Origin of the sequence: Proteus terrae subsp. cibarius (assembly GCF_011045835.1) — a bacterium.
Taxonomy (GTDB): domain Bacteria; phylum Pseudomonadota; class Gammaproteobacteria; order Enterobacterales; family Enterobacteriaceae; genus Proteus; species Proteus cibarius.
This window is the reverse complement of record NZ_CP047349.1, coordinates 172,463-192,936: the sequence shown is the minus strand read 5'-3', so window position 1 is coordinate 192,936 and position 20,474 is coordinate 172,463. Positions and strand designations below refer to the sequence as shown.

The window sequence follows — 20,474 nt, the reverse complement described above, 5'->3', positions numbered from 1 at the left end:
TTAAGCAAAGAAGTCGCGGATATGGCCAATAACAGTCTGCTGTTCTTCTTCTGTCATGTTATAGAACATAGGTAAACGTACTAAACGCTCACTTTCTTGCGTTGTGAAAATATCTTCACCATCAAAGCGGCCAAACTTCATACCTGCTGGGCTGGTATGTAATGACACATAGTGGAACACTGTTAAAACGCCGTGTTCTTTCATGTAGTCATTAAATGCGGTACGTTGCTCGATATCTTTCAGTTTGATATAGAACATGTGCGCATTGTGTTCTAAACCTTCAGGAACGACTGGAAGCGCTAATAAGCCTTTTTCCGCTAATGGAGTCAATGCATCATAGTAAATCTGCCAAAATGCTAAACGACGCTCATTAATTTTTTCAGCTTCTTCAAGTTGAGCCCATAAATAAGCTGCTTGTAAGTCTGACATCAAGTAACTAGAACCAATATCACGCCAAGTATATTTATCTACCTGACCACGGAAAAACTGGCTACGATTGGTACCTTTTTCACGGATAACTTCTGCGCGATTGATTAAATCAGGATCGTTAATCAGCGTTGCACCACCCTCACCGCCTGATGAGTAGTTTTTAGTTTCATGGAAGCTATAGCATCCAATATGACCAATTGTGCCAAGAGCCTTACCCTTGTAAGTTGACATGACACCTTGTGCAGCATCCTCAATAACAAACAGATTATGTTTTTTCGCAATCGCCATAATCGTATCCATTTCACACGCAACACCTGCGTAATGAACGGGAACAATAGCGCGGGTTTTATCTGTGATTGCCGCTTCAATTTTTGTTTCATCGATATTCATGGTATCTGGACGAATGTCGACGAAAACAATGGTTGCGCCACGTAATACAAACGCATTAGAGGTCGAAACAAAGGTAAAACTTGGCATAATGACTTCATCGCCAGGCTTGATATCTAATAAGATAGCAGCCATTTCAAGCGATGCTGTACAAGATGGTGTTAACAGCGTTTTATGACAATGAAATTGTTCTTCTAACCACTTTTCACATTTCTTTGTGAAATTGCCATCACCACAGAGCTTGCCACTTTCCATAGCTTGTTTCATATATTCTAATTCTGTGCCGACAACCGGTGGTTTATTAAACGGAATCATATTATCCCCTGTATAACCAATAAGTGGTGCTCTCTATTAGGCCCCCACTGTGTGTGTATAAACGCGAAGCTGCAATATTGCTGATCTGTGTTGCAACATATAAGGTCGAAACACCTTGTTGTTGACACCAAAACTTCGCGGCCGACATCAGTTGTTTACCAATGCCTTGTCCTATTCTGTTGGGCATTACCGCTAGTAATCCCACTCTTGCTTCATTTTCAGATAGACGGCGTAAAGTGACAAAACCACTGACATTATTTTCAGCATCATAAGTCAGTAAGCAAATATCATCGAATGTGCCTAACACCGCTTTTTTAACCCATAATGCATAAAAACGACTGCTATCACCTTCTTGATACCAAGGTGTTCTAAAACGACTTTGTACAAAAGCCTCTGAAGCCGTTGCCATCAATAAATCGATATCATCTTCATTGGCTTTTCTAAAACAATATTCCGTCGTTTTCTTACAAGCATTTTCTGTGCCAATTGAAAGTTTAAAATCAATTTCACCTTCCGCAAATTGAAAACCTAATTGGCTAAGTTTATCGATGAGAGAAAGCTCATGAGATGCGACTTTTGCTTGAACCACAGCAAAAACATCAAGCTGTTCGTCTGTTAACACGGGCGCTTGTGTATCAAACTCAAGACGCCCTGTTTTGAGGGAAAAATACTCACTTTCCCACTCAAGATAATTAATATTGGCGAGGACGGACATGTAATAAATCCAATAAATAGCGACCATAACCGGTTTTAGACAGTGATTTTGCGCTTTCTCTTACTTGATCATCACTGAGCCAACCATTACGCCAAGCAATCTCTTCAAGACACGCCACTTTAAATCCTTGGCGTTTTTCAACAGTTTGAACAAAGGTACTGGCTTCAATTAAACTATCGTGAGTTCCGGTATCTAACCATGCAAAACCACGCCCGAGTAGTTCAACATTAAGCTCACCACATTCAAGATACATCTGATTAATCGACGTAATTTCTAATTCACCACGAATCGAAGGTTTGACTCGTTTGGCAAAATCAACCACTCGGTTATCGTAGAAATACAGCCCCGTGACAGCCCAATTAGATTTAGGTTGTTCTGGTTTTTCTTCAATCGATAACACTTTAAAATCATCGTCAAATTCAACAACACCAAATCGTTCAGGATCCATAACTTGATAACCAAAGACTGTTGCACCACGTTCACGTTGTGCAACTTGTTTCAGTTTTGGACTAAACCCTTGACCAAAATAGATATTATCGCCTAAAACTAAACAGCAATGATCATCACCAATAAATTCCTCACCCAAAATAAAGGCTTGGGCTAAGCCATCAGGAGATGGCTGAATTTTATATTGAAGATGAACACCAAATGCAGAACCATCACCCAATAAACGCTGAAATGAGGTCATATCATCTGGTGTTGTAATGATCAAAATATCTCGAATACCAGCGAGCATCAGAACTGAAAGCGGATAATAGATCATGGGTTTATCATAGATAGGCAATAATTGCTTCGATACCCCTTTGGTTATCGGATGCAGTCGTGTACCCGAGCCACCCGCTAAAATAATACCTTTCATCATTTATCCTTCTTTACTTAATCAGTTCCCAAGCCCTAGACGTTCACCTGCATAAGAGCCATCTAACACTCGTTTCCACCAAGTTTCGTTATTTAAATACCACAAAACAGTTTTACGAATGCCAGATTCAAATGTCTCTTCTGGTTTCCAACCTAATTCAGCTTCAATTTTCGCTGCATCAATTGCATAGCGCAGGTCATGACCTGGTCTGTCTTTCACATAAGTGATGAGATCGACATACTGAGCAACACCTTCTGGTTTTGCTGGATATAACTCTTCTAACAGCGCACAAATCGTTTTAACAACATCAATATTGCGACGCTCATTGTGTCCACCAATATTGTAAGTTTTACCCGGTGTTGCTGTTGTTGCGACTAAATAGAGGGCACGAGCATGATCTTCAACATAGAGCCAATCACGGATCTGTTCACCTTTACCATAAACAGGTAATGGTTTTCCTGAAATCGCATTTAAGATAATTAATGGGATTAACTTTTCAGGAAAATGGTAAGGGCCGTAGTTATTCGAGCAGTTCGTGATCACAGTTGGTAAACCGTAAGTACGCAACCAAGCACGAACTAAATGGTCACTTGAAGCTTTAGACGCAGAATATGGGCTACTTGGTGCATAAGGCGTAGTTTCAGTAAAGAAATCATCTGTACCTTCTAAATCGCCATACACTTCATCTGTTGAAATATGGTGGAAACGAAATGCCGTTTTCTTCTCTTCAGGTAGCACTTGCCAAAAATGGCGAGCTGCTTCCAATAAGGTGTAAGTACCCACAATATTGGTTTCAATAAATGCAGCGGGGCCATCGATAGAACGGTCAACATGGCTTTCTGCCGCTAAGTGCATAACAACATCTGGTTGATATTGAGCAAATAAGCGATCAAGCTCAGCTCTATCACAGATATCGACTTGCTCAAAGGCATAGCGTTCACTGTCAGCTACGGTTGCTAATGACTCTAAATTACCGGCATAAGTCAGTTTATCCACCACAACAACGCTATCATTGGTGTTATCAATAATATGTCGAACAACAGCAGAGCCGATAAAACCGGCTCCACCTGTAACTAGAATGCGTTTCAACGCCATACTCCTTTAGTATCTACAATCCATTTTTGAGTAACTTTACTACCGGGGATCGCTTTAAACTGTTGATGATCAACTAACATTAAGACAATATCCGCATCTTTCAATGCTTGCTCTATTGATACTAATTCTGTGATCCCTTTCAATTTTGTTGGTAATTCATGAATATTAGGTTCAACTGCGAATGTCGTACCACTGTGCCAATCAGCGACTTGTTTAGTGATATTCATTGCTGGGCTTTCACGTAAGTCATCGATATTAGGCTTAAAAGCTAAACCAAAGCAGGCAATCTTAATTTCGTTTGCACGTTTACCTGTTTCAGTAAGGCAATCAGCAACAGCGGCTTTAACTTGATCGATAACCCACACTGGTTTGCCATCATTGACCAAACGGGCAGTGTGAATTAAACGAGATTGTTTTGGATTTTGTGACACGATAAACCAAGGGTCAACGGCAATACAATGCCCGCCAACGCCTGGGCCTGGTTGTAAAATGTTGACGCGAGGATGGCGGTTCGCCAAACTAATTAGCTCCCACACATTGATATCTTGGTCAGCACAAATCAGTGATAATTCGTTAGCAAACGCAATATTAACATCACGGAAACTATTTTCAGTTAGCTTACACATTTCTGCGGTACGTGCATTAGTAATAACACATTCACCTTCAAGGAAGATTTTGTATAACTCGCTTGCACGCTCTGATGATTTACGATTCATACCACCCACAACACGGTCATTGCGGATAAGTTCAATCATCACTTGACCCGGTAATACACGCTCAGGACAGTAAGCTACATCGATATCAGCATCTTCACCTTGTTGATGAGGGAATGTTAAGTCTGGGCGAGCTTCCGCTAACCACTCAGCCATTTTTTCAGTAGAGCCAACTGGTGAGGTTGATTCTAGAATAATAAGATCACCTTTTTTCAATACAGGTGCGATAGAGCGTGCTGCTGCTTCAACATAAGCCAAATCAGGCTCATGCTCACCTTTAAATGGTGTAGGTACAGCAATAAGGTAAGCATCTGCTGGCTGTGGCGTGGTATAGGCTTTTAAATGGCCTTCTTCAACCGCTTGTTTAACGACTTTATCAAGATCAGGCTCAACAATGTGAATTTGACCTTTATTTATCGTATCAACTGCATGCTGATTAACATCAACACCGATGACGCTTTTTTTACGAGAGGCAAAAGCTGCCGCTGTAGGTAAACCAATGTAGCCGAGGCCGATAACAGAAATAGTTTCAAAACTCATAATGTCACCTGATTTTTTTTCAATGCTTCAAGAATACGTTGGCAGGCATGACCATCACCATAAGGGTTTGTCGCCTTACTCATTTGGTGATACGCGTTTTCGTCTGTCAATAAAGAGGTTACTTCGCTAACAATACGTTTAGTATCTGTTCCCACTAAGCGAACAGAGCCCGCTTCAACAGCTTCTGGGCGCTCCGTTGTGTCTCGCATTACAAGAACTGGCTTACCTAATGAAGGGGCTTCTTCTTGAATTCCACCAGAATCGGTCAAAATAAGGTAAGCATGATTCATTAAATAAACGAATGGGAGATAATCTTGTGGCTGTATTAATTTAATATTATCAATACCATGAAGGATACGTTGAACCGGTTCACTCACATTAGGATTTAAGTGAACAGGATAGACAACTTCTACATCTGGGTGTGCTAATGCAATTTCAGCTAAAGCTTGGCAGATACGTTCAAAACCACCACCAAAACTTTCTCGACGATGCCCTGTTACCAAGATCATTTTCTTATCAGGCTGAATAAATGGATAGTTTACAGCAAGCTCATTTAAGAGTGTTTGATTGCCCATCACTCTGTCACTTACCCAAAACAACGCATCAATTACCGTATTTCCTGTGACAAAAATATTTTTATCCGCAACCGCTTCTCGCACCAAATTTAATTTTGCAGTTTCTGTTGGTGCAAAGTGATACATTGCAAGATGCCCTGCAATAGTACGGTTTGCCTCTTCAGGCCAAGGGGAATAAAGATTGCCAGTACGTAACCCAGCTTCCACATGGCCAACAGGAATTCGTTGATAGAATGCGGCTAAACTTGCTGCCATGGTCGTTGTTGTATCACCATGTACCAAAACAACATCAGGTTGAAATGACGCTAATACTGGTTTTAACCCTTCTAAAATACGACAGGTAATATCCGTTAAATCTTGTCCTGGTTTCATAATATTGAGATCGTAATCTGGTTTGATCTCAAAAAGATTTAATACCTGATCAAGCATTTCTCGATGTTGGGCCGTAACACATACCTTCGCTTCAAACGAATCATCATTTGCTAAAGCGTGCACTAAAGGTGCCATTTTTATCGCTTCAGGGCGTGTGCCAAAAACAGTCAACACTTTCACAGTGGCTCTCTTTTTTTCATTGTTATATCGCTTATTTTTGGGAAAGCAATATGCCCTTATACTTAGTACATCAGGTGCCGAAACACCTGATGTCTCGTTATTGTCATTAATGACAAAATTTAATTATTATTTTTTTAATGAACTGCGTCTTACTAATGCAACACCTGCACCCGCTAAAACACCAATAGCGCCCCAAAGTACCATCATAAATGCACGACGAGGACTATCACGTTTCACAGGATCTTCAGGAGTACGTAGAAAACGGTAAGTTTGGAAGTTATCTTGTAATTTTGCGCCCACAGCAAGGGTCGCTAACATTGCCGTATTTTGATCATAATCACTATCAAAATCAGCACCTGTTGCCACTAAAGTTTCTAGCTGTGATTGCAACAGAGGAACACCTAACAGAAACAATTTAGAATCTGGTAACTCATCAATTGCAATCGATGTTTGTTTTTGAGAAATACCTTGTTTCTCAGCTACTTTGATTGATTGCTCTAATAAGTTAACTTGTCGTTGATACGCAGATTGAGCCGCCATTTCTTGGCGTTTAACTAGTGCTTTCATTGATTGAGTTCTAGTTGCCCAAGCAGTTATCACTTCATCATTAAGATGAGCAGATGCTCTCTTATTAGCAAAAGCAATATACTCATTTAATAATTGACTCGCTTCTTTTGATGTTTCCGCAATGAGTTTCAGTTGATCATTAACTAATTTTTTCTCATCAGCAGGCGTAAATTGAATATTGTTAATTAATTCATCCAATAACGCGGCATTAGCCTGTTCATCACTCTCTTTGCGCTGTTTGAAATAATCCGTTTGCAACCAAAACTCACGACGTGTATCAAACGCCGCGATTTGAGTAATAAACTCTTGATAAGCTTCATCTGAAATAGTTAAAGCTGGGGTTTGTGCTGATGGATTAATCTGTGTATCAAGATTGCGCAAGAACTGAGATTGAGAATAATAACTGCCTAAGTTATTAATCGTTGGTTTCTCTGTCATTGCGATTGCGCTCCATTTAGGTTGCATCAAATAAGATGCACCGAGTGCAATCACTGCAAAAAGCAGAGCGAACCCTATAATCCAGCTTTTGCCTGACCAAAGTGCACAAAAAAGACCTCGAATATCGAGTTCATTATCTGGCTGTTCACCCTGTCGGGAGGCGTTATTTTCCGAGTTCATCACGTTAAAAAACCTCTGCTTATATTAATGCTGTTGTGTTGCTCTACGTAAGCGACGCTTATGTCGTTTAATAAAACGAGCGACTCGCCACGCGCGTTTAATGCAATAACCATACATAACAAATGCAAGCAAGAATAATGCCAACATGAACCATTCAGGGACAAATGATAGGTTTTGACCGATAATACCAATCGCGGCTAATAGCGCAGCAGCCACAGTAATTAAAATAAAGGCTTGGCGAGAGGTAAAACCTGCACGCATGATCAAATGGTGAATATGTTGACGGTCTGGAGAGAAAGGACTCATCCCTTTGCGTAAACGACGATACATAATTGCCACCATATCCATAAGTGGAATAGCAATTATCCATAATGCAGTTACTGCCTTAACAGGACGGGGCTGAGTTTGTGTTGACGCGACCAATAACCAAATAATGGTAAATCCAATCAATGTACTTCCCGCATCTCCCATAAAGACTTTGAATTTTTTACCACAGACCCCTAAGTTTAAAAGGATATAAGGTAAAATTGCCGCGATAAATGAGAAACACCAGAATGCGAGAGCTGAATTACCGCCTTGATATAATAAAATACCAAGCGCGCCAAAAGAGACACAAGAAAGGCCACCTAATAACCCATCAATACCATCAACCATATTAAAGGCATTGATTGCTGCCCAAACAGCGAAAAGTGTAACAATATAGCCAAAAGGCCCTAAATGCATTTCCCAAGGACCAAAAGCATGACCCAGAGTGTCAAGTTTTAATCCTGCTCCTACCATCATCACGATCCCAACAAAAGCTTGGATTGTTGCTCTAATTTTGACGCTAATATCGAAGCGATCATCTAATGCGCCAATAAAAACAAGAAGTCCCGCACATGCCAGATACAATTCCTTATGAGGAATATAAATATCTGAAATATAAAATGCGAAAACAATACCAAAATAGACTGATATTCCTCCGACTAGAGGGATCAATCCATGATGTTTCTTACGATAATTCGGTTTATCCACGAGTCCAATTTTCTTTGCAATTTTACGAGCCAAGAATAAAAATGCGAAAGAAAATAAGAACACATAAAAAACGCTTGTGCTCATTTTTAGTATATCCACAGTACGGTTCTCTATAATAAATATAGCTGGTTATTTTACGCTTCCATGTGTTTTTATTATTTTTTCCAGCCTCACCACGACGAGTTTATTCAAAACCCACCACCCTTCATCAATTATAAGTTTTCCTTAACTATTTTTATTGATGCCATCGCTATTTTTATCAATTACCAAAACATGCAATATATATACCAACATCCGGTTAAAATATTGCAATCTAAAATTAAATTACACCCATAAAAAACAAAAAACGCCACAAACTATTGTGGCGTTTTCATCATATCGTCATTCTTACAAAGTAAACGAGCTTAACAGCATATAAATTGAGGTGATATTACTTATTCTGTAACAGAGCACACTATTTTAATATTTTAATCCTATTCTCAGCTCAATCACTTTGTTAATACACTTTATGAACGTTTCATAAAGTCGAAGAATTCTTCATTTGTCTTAGTCATTGCTAACTTATTAATGAGGAATTCCATTGCGTCAATCTCACCCATTGGATGAATAATTTTACGCAGGATCCACATTTTTTGTAGCTCATCTTGAGACGTCAGTAACTCTTCTTTACGTGTACCAGAACGATTGTAATCAATCGCAGGGAAAACACGTTTTTCAGCAATTTTACGAGACAGGTGTAATTCCATATTACCTGTACCTTTAAATTCTTCGTAGATAACTTCGTCCATCTTAGAACCCGTATCGACTAATGCTGTTGCAATGATAGTTAAGCTACCACCTTCTTCAACATTACGAGCCGCACCGAAGAAACGTTTAGGACGATGTAATGCGTTTGCATCCACACCACCTGTTAACACTTTACCTGATGAAGGAACAACGGTGTTATAAGCACGCGCTAAACGTGTGATGGAGTCTAACAGGATGATAACGTCTTTTTTATGCTCAACTAGACGCTTCGCTTTTTCAATCACCATTTCTGCAACTTGTACGTGACGAGAAGCTGGTTCATCAAAGGTTGAAGCAATAACTTCACCTTTTACTAAGCGTTGCATTTCTGTCACTTCTTCTGGACGTTCATCAATCAGAAGTACCATTAATACGCAATCAGGATAGTTATGAGCAATATTTGCTGCAATATTTTGCAGCAACATAGTCTTACCTGCTTTTGGTGGAGCAACAATAAGACCACGTTGACCGCGGCCAATTGGCGCCGCTAAGTCAAGAACACGCGCGGTTAAGTCTTCTGTAGAGCCATTACCACGTTCCATGCGTAAACGATTATTAGCATGTAAAGGTGTTAAGTTTTCAAAGAGGATTTTACTGCGGGCATTTTCTGGTTTATCAAAGTTAACTTCATTAACTTTTAGAAGGGCAAAATAACGTTCACCTTCTTTAGGAGGACGAATTTTCCCTGCGATGGTGTCACCAGTGCGAAGGTTAAAACGGCGAATTTGACTTGGAGAAACGTAGATATCATCGGGACCAGCAAGGTAGGAACTGTCTGCGGAACGTAGGAAGCCGAAGCCATCCTGCAATATTTCCAGCACACCGTCACCGAAAATATCTTCTCCACTTTTCGCGTGTTGCTTCAAGATAGAGAAAATAATGTCTTGCTTTCTCATTCGAGCCAGATTCTCTAGCCCCATATTTTCGCCAAGTGCTATCAGTTCTGATACCGGCGTATTTTTTAATTCGGTAAGATTCATAATGGTGGGTTCTTAATAACTCGGGGTAACTCTCGAACTATGAACGTGAATAGTATAACAGCGAATCGCTGTCAGTTTCGTCATGTGTAAAATTACAGATTATAACTTTCTAACATAAGGGTATAACTAAAATGATAATGTTAGAGAGTGTTAATACTATTAGACCAGTCTGCTTTATCCCAGAGAAGTGACATTCATTTTCGCGATGCATGAGTGTACTTTCAACTTATGGGTTAGGAACATACTTTGGAAAAGTTTATATCCCTTGAATACTATAGATTATTCTAAGGCAACTTGACTGGTTAGATGAATTCAGATTACTTATATTAAATATCATATTAGATTAAATATCATATCATGTTATTCAATTCTATTACTTTGTACGCTTGATATTCAATATCTCAGACTTATTTAATCGTGTCTAATCATATTGACAAGTAGATCCGATATATTATGTAAGTAAGTGGCGCTAACTTATCATGCTTCGAAGCGGACGTCTAGCGGTCAATAACAGAAATACTGACAAGGTCTAAACGTCCTACTTTATTTTTGATATCTAAATCAAATTAGATATTTTCGTCTAAAAACTCTTTCAGCTGAGTTTTTGACAATGCGCCTACTTTAGTCGCAGCAACTGCACCGTTTTTGAATAAAATCAGTGTAGGAATACCACGAATACCGTATTTTGGTGCTGTCAGCGGGTTTTGATCGATGTTTAGCTTCGCAACTGTTAATTTACCAGCGTATTCTGTTGCAACTTCATCTAGAATAGGAGCAATCATTTTACATGGGCCACACCATTCAGCCCAGAAATCAACGAGCACAGGGCCGGTTGCATTTAATACATCAGCATCGAATTTGCTGTCAGATAAGTGAAGGATTTTATCGCTCATTGTTCTACTCCAAAGAATAATATTGACCGTACCAGTGTAACATTAAATAACAAAAGTCTGTCTGCATTTCAGCGGATAAACTTTTGTAATGCAACCCATAACTGATATTCTATTACATTATGAGCAAAACATATTTGACAGAAAAGAAGTTTTCCGACTTCGCCTTGCATCCAAAAGTGATAGAAGCCCTTGAGAAAAAAGGGTTCTCTAATTGTACACAAATTCAGGCATTGACGTTACCTATCACTGTGAAAGGTCAAGACATTGCCGGGCAAGCCCAAACAGGAACAGGCAAAACGTTGGCGTTTTTAACTTCAACGTTTCATTATCTTTTAACGCACCCTGCTAAAGAAGGGCATGAAACTAATCAACCTCGTGCACTTATTATGGCGCCAACACGCGAATTAGCCGTACAGATCTATTCTGATGCTAAAGAGCTTGCGCAAAATACAGGGATTAAAATGGGTCTCGCCTACGGTGGCGATGGCTATGACGAACAACTCAAAGTATTAAATAATGGTGTCGATATTGTTATTGGCACAACAGGCCGTTTAATTGACTACGTTAAGCAAGGCCATATTAACCTTAACGCAATCCAAGTTGTGGTACTTGATGAAGCTGACAGAATGTACGATCTCGGCTTTATTAAAGATATTCGTTGGATTTTCCGTCGTATGCCAGTTGCGGCTGAGCGTATGAATATGCTGTTCTCTGCAACACTTTCTTACCGTGTAAGAGAACTAGCTTTTGAGCAGATGAATAATCCAGAATATGTTGAAGTTGAACCTGAACAAAAAACAGGTTTTAGCATAAAAGAAGAACTCTTTTATCCTTCAAATGAAGAAAAAATGCGTCTTCTTCAAACATTGATTGAAGAAGAATGGCCAGATCGCTGTATCATTTTTGCCAATACAAAACATCGTTGTGACGACATTTGGGCGCACCTTGCCGCAGATGGGCACCGTGTTGGCTTATTAACCGGTGATGTTCCTCAGAAAAAACGTCTACGCATTTTAGAAGATTTTACCCAAGGTAATATTGATATTCTGGTTGCGACTGACGTTGCTGCTAGAGGCCTTCATATTCCATCAGTAACACATGTTTTTAACTATGATTTACCTGATGACTGTGAAGACTATGTTCATCGTATTGGTAGAACAGGACGTGCTGGAAATAGTGGTAACTCAATCAGCCTTGCATGTGAAGAATATGCGCTGAATTTACCTGCTATTGAGACCTATATTCAACATGCTATTCCCGTGAGTAAATATAATAGTGATGCGTTATTAGCAGATCTTCCTGAGCCTAAACGCCGTCACCGTCCTCGCCAAAGTCAGCCTCGTCGCAACAATGCGCCGGCGCGAAATAACAGAGGAAATAATACTCAACGTAACAACCGAAATAAACGCCCGAGTCATCCATAAATTATGCTGAAATCCTCATCACTTTATGCTGCTATTGATTTAGGTTCTAACAGTTTTCATATGTTAGTCGTTCGAGAAATCGCGGGCTCTATACAAGTCCTTTCTCGCGTGAAACGTAAAGTTCGACTCGCTGCTGGCCTAAATAGTGAAAATGAATTGTCAGAGCAGGCAATGGAACGCGGTTGGCAATGTTTACGACTTTTTTCTGAATATCTACGTGATATTCCGGCTGAACAAATCAGAGTCGTCGCAACAGCCACATTACGTATTGCTAAAAATGCAGATATTTTTGTCGCAAAAGCGTCTGAAATATTGGGCAATACTGTTCATGTTATTAGTGGTGAGGAAGAAGCACGCCTTATCTATCGTGGCGTTGCACATACCACTGGTGGTGCAGAGCAACGTTTAGTCGTCGATATTGGTGGTGGCAGCACAGAATTGGTTACAGGTACTGGCGCTAAAACGACGCAATTAATGAGCTTAAGTATGGGCTGTGTAACTTGGTTAGAGCGCTATTTTACTGACCGTTCTTTAACTCAAGAAAATTTTGCTAAAGCACAAGACGCAGCCAAAGCGATACTAGCCCCAGTGGCGGATAAATTAATTGAGCAAGGCTGGCAAGTGTGTGTAGGTGCCTCTGGTACTGTACAAGCGTTGCAAGAGATTATGATTGCTCAGGGTATGGATGAATTAATCACCTTACCTAAGCTTGAGCGACTCAAACACAAAGCTATTGAGTGTGGGAAACTAGAAGAGCTGGAAATTGAAGGGCTTACTTTTGAACGAGCCTTAGTGTTTCCGAGTGGGCTTGCTATCTTAATCGCCATATTTGAAACGTTACATATCGACAATATGATCTTAGCTGGTGGCGCATTACGAGAAGGCTTAGTCTATGGAATGTTGCATCTTCCTATTGAGCAAGATATCCGCCAACGTACTCTTCGTAATATCCAGCGTCGGTTTCAGATTGATATTGAGCAAGCACACCGGGTCCAGCAACTTGCGGAACACTTTTTTATCCAAGTCAGCAAAGGTTGGCAGTTAGATAATCGTTGTCGAGAATTACTTAACAGCGCCAGTGCTTTGCATGAAATTGGCCTAAGTGTCGATTTTCGCCAAGCACCTTCACATGCAAGCTATCTGATCTCTCATCTTGATTTACCAGGATACACACCTGCACAACGACGTTTATTGGCTTCTTTGCTAAAAAACCAAACAGGGATCATCGATCTTGCGCCCCTTAATCATCAAAACGCACTACCGATAACTCAAGCCAATCGCCTGGTGCGTTTACTGCGATTAGCCATCATTTTTGCTAGCCGCCGCCGTGATGATACTCTCCCTGCATTACGATTACGTACGGAAGATGAAAAACTCATTATTACACTGCCATATCAATGGCTTAATGAGCATCCATTACGGGCTGAAAATCTCCAAGAAGAGATCCAACTTCAGAGTTATGTCCATTGGTCTTTAATGATTGAAGAACAAAATAGCTCTCGTATAAGTTAATTTTTTGCTTATACAAAAATAAAAACCCCTTGAACATCAATATGCCAAGGGGTTCATTTTATATACCAAACCTTATACTATTCAGGTTTGTGTCTTGCCAACATAGCCCTTAATCCCGCAACACCTTTTTGCCCTTTCTCTTGTTTTTCTTCAGCACTTAACACTTTCTTTTTATTAGTATCCCAATTCAAATCATCTTGAGGTAACTCATAAAGAAAACGGCTTGGGTCGGGTTTGATTAATTCACCGTATTGACGTCTTTCCTTACATAACGTAAACGTGAGTGTTTTTTGTGCACGGGTAATCCCAACATAAGCAAGACGCCTTTCTTCTTCTACATTATCCTCATCAATACTACTTTGATGTGGCAATATACCCTCTTCCATACCCACTAAAAATACATGAGGAAACTCAAGACCTTTAGAGGCATGTAATGTCATTAACTGAACTTGATCTAATTCTTCTTCTGTTTCTCCTCGCTCCATCATATCGCGCAAGGTAAAACGGTTAACGACTTGAGAAAGCGTCATAGGCTCATGTAATTCATCACCCTCAAGCATTTCACTCATCCACAAAAATAGTTGATTAATATTTTTCATTCTCATTTCAGCCGCTTTTGCGCTGCTTGAGGTTTCATATAGCCAACTTTCATAATCCATTTCATGTAATAAATCACGTACAGCTAACAGTGGCTCTCGTTCTGATTTTTGCACTATACGTGACATCCATTGAGAGAATGCTTGTAATGAATTTAATCCTCGACCTGTTAAGGTTTGACCTAATCCCAAATCAAAACAGGCATTGTATAAGCTCTTATCTCGAACTTTTGCCCACTCGCCTAACTTTTGGATCGTCATAGGGCCGATTTCACGACGAGGCTTATTCACAATACGTAAAAATGCCGCATCATCATCAGGATTGGTAATCACTCGCAAATAGGCCAGAATATCTTTTATCTCTTCCCTTGAGAAAAAAGAGGTTTCACCTGAAATACGATAAGGTATACGATTTTGCATCAAGTATTTTTCAAAAATACGAGACTGATGATTACCACGATAAAGGATCGCGTAATCCTTATAATTGGTTTTATTAATAAAATGATGAGCAATTAATTCGCCAGCCACACGCTCTGCTTCATGCTCTTCATTATTAGCAGTTAAAACCCGTAGTTCATCACCGTAACCTAATTCTGAAAATAACCGTTTTTCAAAAACATGGGGATTATTTTCAATTAAGATATTCGCTGATTTTAGAATACGCCCAGAAGAACGATAATTTTGCTCAAGCTTAATCACATTAAGTTGTGGAAAATCTTTTTGTAATAGCACTAAATTTTGAGGTCGAGCACCACGCCATGAATAAATTGATTGATCATCATCACCTACAACCGTAAAGCGAGCTCTTTCACCGACCAGCCATTTGACCAATTCATATTGGCTTGTATTTGTATCTTGATATTCATCCACCAGCAAATAACGGATACGTCTTTGCCAACGCTCTCTGACTTCTTCATTTGTGCGTAATAACAGAGTTGGTCGGCTAATTAGGTCATCAAAGTCGAGCACATTACAACTACGCAGATGTTGCTCATAGCGTCGAAAACATTCGGCAAATGTATGATCTTGCTGCGATCTCGCCATTCCTATTGCTTGATCTGGCGTGAGCATGTCATTTTTCCAGTTAGAAATTTGGCTCTTTAATTGAGAAAGTAAATCTTTATCTTCTTCTAATAAATCAGCCGTTAATTCTTTAAGTAATGCAGATTGGTCTTGATCATCAAACAATGAAAATTTAGCTTTAATACCTAACGCTTTATATTCGCGTTTAATAATTTCTAATCCCAATGTATGGAACGTTGAGATCATTAATCCTTTCGCTTCTTGGCGACCTAAAGTTTGAGCAACACGCTCTTTCATTTCACGTGCAGCTTTATTGGTAAATGTAACCGCCGCAATTTGCTTTGCTGGATATTGGCATTGACGAATGAGGTGTGCAATTTTATTGGTAATAACCCGTGTTTTACCCGATCCGGCACCTGCCAAAACCAAACAAGGGCCTGACACATATTCTACTGCTTTTTGTTGACCAGGGTTTAATCGCATACTTTTTCCAAACTTCATTAACCAAGAACATAACGGGGGATAATTGTAGCAGAAAGCGATCAAAGTCTTGAGTATTCCCTCTTTCAATTTTTCTCACACTATAAAAACAAAAAACCGTATTCCATTAAGAAATACGGCTTTCAAAAAAATTTCACCTTCACTTTTCGCTTATTTTTCTAAGTTATTTACGTGAGAAGAAGGTGGCAAAAGAGGTTATCCCAAGGAGCATACACTAGTATATGACTTGGGTAACCGAGTGTAGCCAACACACTTATCGCGTAAAGAGCGACGAAAAATTGAAAAATTAGTTGGCAACAGCAATCTTCTTCATATCCGTCATATACCCACGCAGCGTTTTACCTACGGCTTCAATTGGATGCTGACGAATGGCTTCATTGATATCACGTAATTGTGCGTTATCTGTTCCATTATCTTGAACTTTCTTCGCTAAATCGCCAGGTTGCAATGTTGTCATAAACTCTTTCAACATAGGAACAACCGCGAATGAGAACAGATAGTTACCATATTCAGCAGTATCAGAGATAACCACATTCATTTCATATAAACGCTTACGAGCAATGGTATTTGCAATTAATGGCAACTCATGCAGTGATTCATAATAAGCTGACTCTGCAAAGATCCCTGCTTCAATCATGGTATCAAAAGCTAATTCAACACCAGCTTTAACCATCGCAACCATTAATACACCATGATCAAAATACTCTTGCTCACTGATTTTACCCTCATATTCAGGATAATTTTCAAATGCACTTGCTCCAGTCTCTTCACGCCATGTCAGCAAGTTTTTATCATCATTTGCCCAATCAGCCATCATAGTTTCAGAGAATTTACCTGAAATGATATCGTCCATATGTTTTGCAAACAGTGGAGCCATGATCTCTTTCAGTTGCTCTGATAATGCGTAAGCACGCATTTTTGCTGGATTAGATAATCTGTCCATCATCAAGGTGATACCACCCTGCTTCAAGGCTTCCGTAATGGTTTCCCAACCAAATTGCAGCAACTTACCCGCATATCCCGGCTCAACGCCATCAGCAACCATCTTGTCGTAACATAACAGCGAGCCAGCTTGTAACATACCGCACAGAATAGTTTGCTCACCCATTAAGTCTGATTTTACTTCAGCAACGAAAGAGGACTCTAAAACACCCGCACGATGACCACCTGTTGCAGCAGCCCATGCTTTCGCAATAGCCATACCTTCGCCTTTTGCATCATTTTCAGGGTGAACTGCAATCAGTGTTGGAACACCAAAACCACGCTTATATTCTTCACGAACTTCAGTACCTGGACATTTTGGTGCAACCATAACAACGGTGATGTCATCACGGATCTTTTCGCCAACTTCAACGATATTAAAACCATGTGAGTAACCTAATGCAGCACCTGATTTCATCAACGGTTGAACAGCTTGAACAACAGCTGAGTGTTGTTTGTCTGGCGTTAAGTTAACAACTAAATCAGCTTGAGGGATCAACGCTTCATAGGTTCCAACCTCAAAACCGTTTTCAGTTGCACGACGCCATGATGCACGTTTTTCATCAATCGCTTCTTGACGTAAGGCATACGCGATATTCAAACCTGAATCACGCATATTTAAACCTTGGTTAAGACCTTGAGCACCACAGCCAACAATAACGACTTTTTTGCCTTTCAGGTAATTTGCTTCATCAGCAAATTCTTCACGTGACATAAAGCGACATTTACCTAATTGCGATAACTGCTGACGCAGATTCAATGTATTAAAATAGTTTGTCATAGAAGACTCCAAAATCGTTGTGTATGTGTTTGCTATTATTATCCTCACTCTCAGTGAGGTGTTGCATGACTTTACTATATGGGATGAAAGCCATTGCTTAAATTGATATATTTACAAGACAGTGTTGCAAAAAATGCAACGTTATTTTTTATCACCTAAGGTGGCTGACAATGGATATTCGTGATCTCAAACTCTTCCTGCACTTAGCTGAAAGTTGTCACTTCACCAAGACAGCACAAGCGATGCACGTCAGCCCTTCTACGCTCTCTCGTCAAATTCAACGTCTTGAAGAAAGCTTAGGCCACCCTCTGTTTTTACGTGATAACCGACAAGTGACTCTCACCGATGCGGGTGAACAGCTAAAACGCTATGCTCAACAAACCTTATTGCAATATAAGCAACTTAAGCACACGCTAAATCAAAATAGCCCCAGCCTTTCGGGTGAGCTACGCCTGTTTTGTTCTGTAACAGCGGCTTACAGCCATTTGCCACCCATTCTTGACCGTTTTCGTGCAGAAAATCCATTAGTTGAAATAAAACTCACCACAGGAGATGCGGCTGATGCGGTCGATAAAGTGCAATCTGATGAAGCTGATTTAGGTATTGCAGGAAAACCTGAAAAGCTTCCCGAAAATATCTGCTTTGAAAAAATAGGTGAAATTCCATTAGTGTTGATTGCTCCGGCATTGCCTTGCAATGTTCGCCATCTTGCAACACAAGAAAAACCCGATTGGCTCAATATTCCATTTATCATTCCTGAGCATGGCCCATCGCGACAACGAATTGCATTATGGTTTAAACGCCACCGTATCCATAATCCTTTAATTTATGCGACTGTTTCAGGGCATGAAGCGATTGTCTCAATGGTTGCGTTAGGTTGTGGTATTGCACTTATCCCACAAGTTGTCGTTGATAACTGCCCTGAGCCCGTTCGTAATCGCATCTCTTCATTGGATAATATTTCAATGGTAGAACCTTTCGAGTTAGGCGTTTGCGGATTACACAAACGCCTTCAAGAGCCTGTGATCAGTGCTTTTTGGCGGTTACTCCACGACTAAACTTGTCGTTTGTGGTGACAGAAATAGCTGAAAAGAGGGATTTCCTGTCTCATCATGATATTCATAACCTAATGCATCTAAATGTCGCTCGAAACGCCCTTCTGTTTCGGGCAGTTCAAATGCCACCAGCACACGTCCATAATCAGTACCATGGCTACGATAGTGGAATAACGTGATATTCCAATAAGTCCCTAATGTTTTTAAAAACTTCAATAAAGCACCCGGTGATTCAGGAAACTCAAAACTAAATAAACGCTCTTTAAGCGGCTTATTAGGACGGCCCCCGACCATATAACGCACATGAAGTTTTGCCATTTCATCATCAGACAAATCAGCCACTTGATAACCAGCAGTCGTAAGTTCACGCAAAATTTCCTTACGCTCTGCAAGTCCTTGACTTAAACGTACGCCAACAAAAATACGTGCATTTTCAGGATCTGCATCGCTATAACGATAATTAAATTCGGTGACAACACGTTGACCTAAGATCTGACAGAAACGTAAAAAACTGCCCTTTTGTTCAGGGATTGTCACAGCAAGTAATGCTTCGCGTTTTTCACCTAATTCACAGCGTTCAGAGACATAACGTAGTCCATGAAAATTCACATTTGCACCAGAAAGCACATGCGCTAGACGCTCACCTTTGATTTGGTGTTCTTCGACATATTTTTTAAGCCCAGCCAATGCCAATGCGCCTGAAGGCTCTGCAATTGCACGCACATCTTCAAATAAATCTTTTACTGCAGCACAAATTTCATCACTATCAACAGTTATTACATCATCAACATATTTTTGGCATAAACGAAAAGTTTCATCACCAATACGCTTAACGGCAACACCTTCTGCAAATAAGCCTACTCGAGCTAATTCGACAGGGTGTCCAGCCTCTAATGCGGCTTTTAAACATGCGGCATCTTCAGCTTCAACCCCAATAACTTTAATTTCTGGCATAAGCTGTTTAATTAATACCGCCACCCCAGCAATTAAACCGCCACCACCAACTGGTACAAAAATACGGTCAAGATGAACATCTTGTTGTAAGAGTTCCATTGCCAGTGTTGCCTGTCCTGCAATGACAGCTGGATGATCAAATGGCGGAACAAAGGTGTATCCCATCTCTTCAGACAGCGCGATAGCTTTCGCTTTTGCTTCATCAAAGTTGGCTCCATAAAGCAATGCCTCTCCACCAAATTGGCGAACAGCATCAACTTTAATATCCGCCGTTGCTACTGGCATCACGATTAATGCTTTTACACCCATTCGATTCGCTGACAGCGCAACACCTTGAGCATGGTTGCCCGCAGAAGCCGTCACAACACCTTTCGCTTTTTGTTCAGGAGTCAGCCCAGCAATCATGGTATAAGCACCACGTAGTTTAAAGCTATGAACAGGCTGTCGGTCTTCACGCTTAACTAAAATGGTATTCTCTAAACGTTCAGAGATTTTTGTCATCTCTTGAAGAGGAGTGACTATTGCAGCTTCATAAACCGGTGCGCTCAGCGCCGCTTTTAAATATTCAGCGCTACTTGGCGCTGAATTTAAAGGTCTAAAGGCAGCCAT

16 protein-coding genes are annotated in these 20,474 nt (G+C 40.2%); 3 read left to right on the top strand and 13 right to left on the bottom strand.

Annotated elements, in window-relative coordinates; translation table 11 throughout:
- The 10 genes from rffA to trxA form a co-directional block, all read right to left on the bottom strand.
- Positions 1-1,131: a dTDP-4-amino-4,6-dideoxygalactose transaminase gene (rffA, locus tag GTH25_RS00985; RefSeq protein WP_075674230.1), complete on the bottom strand. Its 1,131-nt coding sequence runs from the start codon at positions 1,129-1,131 to the stop codon at positions 1-3.
- Position 1,132: 1 nt separating this feature from the next.
- Positions 1,133-1,846 carry a dTDP-4-amino-4,6-dideoxy-D-galactose acyltransferase gene (gene rffC / locus GTH25_RS00980; protein WP_164530268.1) on the bottom strand — a complete coding sequence of 238 codons (714 nt, stop codon included), beginning with the start codon at positions 1,844-1,846 and terminating at the stop codon, positions 1,133-1,135.
- Positions 1,824-2,705, bottom strand: a complete 882-nt coding sequence (gene rfbA, locus GTH25_RS00975) for a glucose-1-phosphate thymidylyltransferase RfbA (RefSeq protein ID WP_075674228.1) — start codon at positions 2,703-2,705, stop codon at positions 1,824-1,826. Before rfbA ends, rffC begins: the two co-directional genes overlap by 23 nt.
- A gap of 21 nt (positions 2,706-2,726) precedes the next feature.
- On the bottom strand, positions 2,727-3,794 hold the full coding sequence (gene rffG, locus GTH25_RS00970; protein ID WP_098944023.1) for a dTDP-glucose 4,6-dehydratase: 1,068 nt from the start codon (positions 3,792-3,794) through the stop codon (positions 2,727-2,729).
- On the bottom strand, positions 3,791-5,053 hold the full coding sequence (gene wecC, locus GTH25_RS00965; protein WP_099660299.1) for a UDP-N-acetyl-D-mannosamine dehydrogenase: 1,263 nt from the start codon (positions 5,051-5,053) through the stop codon (positions 3,791-3,793). Before wecC ends, rffG begins: the two co-directional genes overlap by 4 nt.
- Positions 5,050-6,180 (bottom strand): non-hydrolyzing UDP-N-acetylglucosamine 2-epimerase, encoded by a 1,131-nt coding sequence (gene wecB / locus GTH25_RS00960; protein WP_069369918.1) that lies wholly within the window; start codon positions 6,178-6,180, stop codon positions 5,050-5,052. The genes wecC and wecB overlap by 4 nt, the downstream gene beginning before the upstream one ends.
- A 126-nt stretch (positions 6,181-6,306) precedes the next feature.
- Complete coding sequence (gene wzzE / locus GTH25_RS00955) at positions 6,307-7,365, bottom strand: ECA polysaccharide chain length modulation protein (protein ID WP_099660301.1); 1,059 nt, start codon at positions 7,363-7,365, stop codon at positions 6,307-6,309.
- 24 nt (positions 7,366-7,389) lie between these two features.
- Positions 7,390-8,478 (bottom strand): UDP-N-acetylglucosamine--undecaprenyl-phosphate N-acetylglucosaminephosphotransferase, encoded by a 1,089-nt coding sequence (gene wecA, locus GTH25_RS00950; RefSeq protein WP_036939595.1) that lies wholly within the window; start codon positions 8,476-8,478, stop codon positions 7,390-7,392.
- 407 nt (positions 8,479-8,885) lie between these two features.
- A complete protein-coding gene (rho, locus tag GTH25_RS00945; RefSeq protein ID WP_023583649.1) occupies positions 8,886-10,145 on the bottom strand; it encodes a transcription termination factor Rho in 1,260 nt (419 codons plus the stop codon).
- A gap of 566 nt (positions 10,146-10,711) precedes the next feature.
- Positions 10,712-11,038: a thioredoxin TrxA gene (trxA, locus tag GTH25_RS00940; RefSeq protein ID WP_006535838.1), complete on the bottom strand. Its 327-nt coding sequence runs from the start codon at positions 11,036-11,038 to the stop codon at positions 10,712-10,714.
- A gap of 119 nt (positions 11,039-11,157) precedes the next feature.
- Here trxA and rhlB point away from each other — a divergent pair, with 119 nt between their 5' ends.
- Both rhlB and gppA read left to right on the top strand, forming a co-directional pair.
- Positions 11,158-12,462 carry an ATP-dependent RNA helicase RhlB gene (gene rhlB / locus GTH25_RS00935; protein WP_099660302.1) on the top strand — a complete coding sequence of 435 codons (1,305 nt, stop codon included), beginning with the start codon at positions 11,158-11,160 and terminating at the stop codon, positions 12,460-12,462.
- Positions 12,463-12,465: 3 nt separating this feature from the next.
- Positions 12,466-13,974: a guanosine-5'-triphosphate,3'-diphosphate diphosphatase gene (gene gppA / locus GTH25_RS00930; RefSeq protein ID WP_075674050.1), complete on the top strand. Its 1,509-nt coding sequence runs from the start codon at positions 12,466-12,468 to the stop codon at positions 13,972-13,974.
- 77 nt (positions 13,975-14,051) lie between these two features.
- Here the strand turns inward: gppA and rep are convergent, their stop codons facing one another.
- Positions 14,052-16,076, bottom strand: coding sequence for a DNA helicase Rep (gene rep / locus GTH25_RS00925; protein ID WP_075674049.1), 2,025 nt, complete (start codon positions 16,074-16,076; stop codon positions 14,052-14,054).
- A 304-nt stretch (positions 16,077-16,380) separates the two neighbouring features.
- Positions 16,381-17,856, bottom strand: a complete 1,476-nt coding sequence (gene ilvC, locus GTH25_RS00920) for a ketol-acid reductoisomerase (RefSeq protein WP_075674048.1) — start codon at positions 17,854-17,856, stop codon at positions 16,381-16,383.
- Between the two features lie 170 nt (positions 17,857-18,026).
- On the opposite strand from ilvC, the gene ilvY reads away from it, so the two are divergent.
- Positions 18,027-18,914, top strand: coding sequence for an HTH-type transcriptional activator IlvY (ilvY, locus tag GTH25_RS00915; RefSeq protein WP_075674047.1), 888 nt, complete (start codon positions 18,027-18,029; stop codon positions 18,912-18,914).
- Here ilvY and ilvA read toward each other — a convergent pair.
- Positions 18,900-20,474, bottom strand: coding sequence for a threonine ammonia-lyase, biosynthetic (gene ilvA, locus GTH25_RS00910; RefSeq protein WP_075674046.1), 1,575 nt, complete (start codon positions 20,472-20,474; stop codon positions 18,900-18,902). The two genes, ilvY and ilvA, sit on opposite strands and share 15 nt — an antisense overlap.

Bases quoted from the DNA above. Each gene is read 5' to 3' on its own strand.
- rffA (WP_075674230.1), bottom strand. From the start codon at position 1,131: ATGATTCCGTTTAATAAACCACCGGTTGTCGGCACAGAATTAGAATAT.
- rffC (WP_164530268.1), bottom strand. From the start codon at position 1,846: ATGTCCGTCCTCGCCAATATTAATTATCTTGAGTGGGAAAGTGAGTAT.
- rfbA (WP_075674228.1), bottom strand. From the start codon at position 2,705: ATGAAAGGTATTATTTTAGCGGGTGGCTCGGGTACACGACTGCATCCG.
- wecC (WP_099660299.1), bottom strand. From the start codon at position 5,053: ATGAGTTTTGAAACTATTTCTGTTATCGGCCTCGGCTACATTGGTTTA.
- wzzE (WP_099660301.1), bottom strand. From the start codon at position 7,365: ATGAACTCGGAAAATAACGCCTCCCGACAGGGTGAACAGCCAGATAAT.
- rho (WP_023583649.1), bottom strand. From the start codon at position 10,145: ATGAATCTTACCGAATTAAAAAATACGCCGGTATCAGAACTGATAGCA.
- trxA (WP_006535838.1), bottom strand. From the start codon at position 11,038: ATGAGCGATAAAATCCTTCACTTATCTGACAGCAAATTCGATGCTGAT.
- rhlB (WP_099660302.1), top strand. From the start codon at position 11,158: ATGAGCAAAACATATTTGACAGAAAAGAAGTTTTCCGACTTCGCCTTG.
- gppA (WP_075674050.1), top strand. From the start codon at position 12,466: ATGCTGAAATCCTCATCACTTTATGCTGCTATTGATTTAGGTTCTAAC.
- rep (WP_075674049.1), bottom strand. From the start codon at position 16,076: ATGCGATTAAACCCTGGTCAACAAAAAGCAGTAGAATATGTGTCAGGC.
- ilvC (WP_075674048.1), bottom strand. From the start codon at position 17,856: ATGACAAACTATTTTAATACATTGAATCTGCGTCAGCAGTTATCGCAA.
- ilvY (WP_075674047.1), top strand. From the start codon at position 18,027: ATGGATATTCGTGATCTCAAACTCTTCCTGCACTTAGCTGAAAGTTGT.
- ilvA (WP_075674046.1), bottom strand. From the start codon at position 20,474: ATGGCTGCCTTTAGACCTTTAAATTCAGCGCCAAGTAGCGCTGAATAT.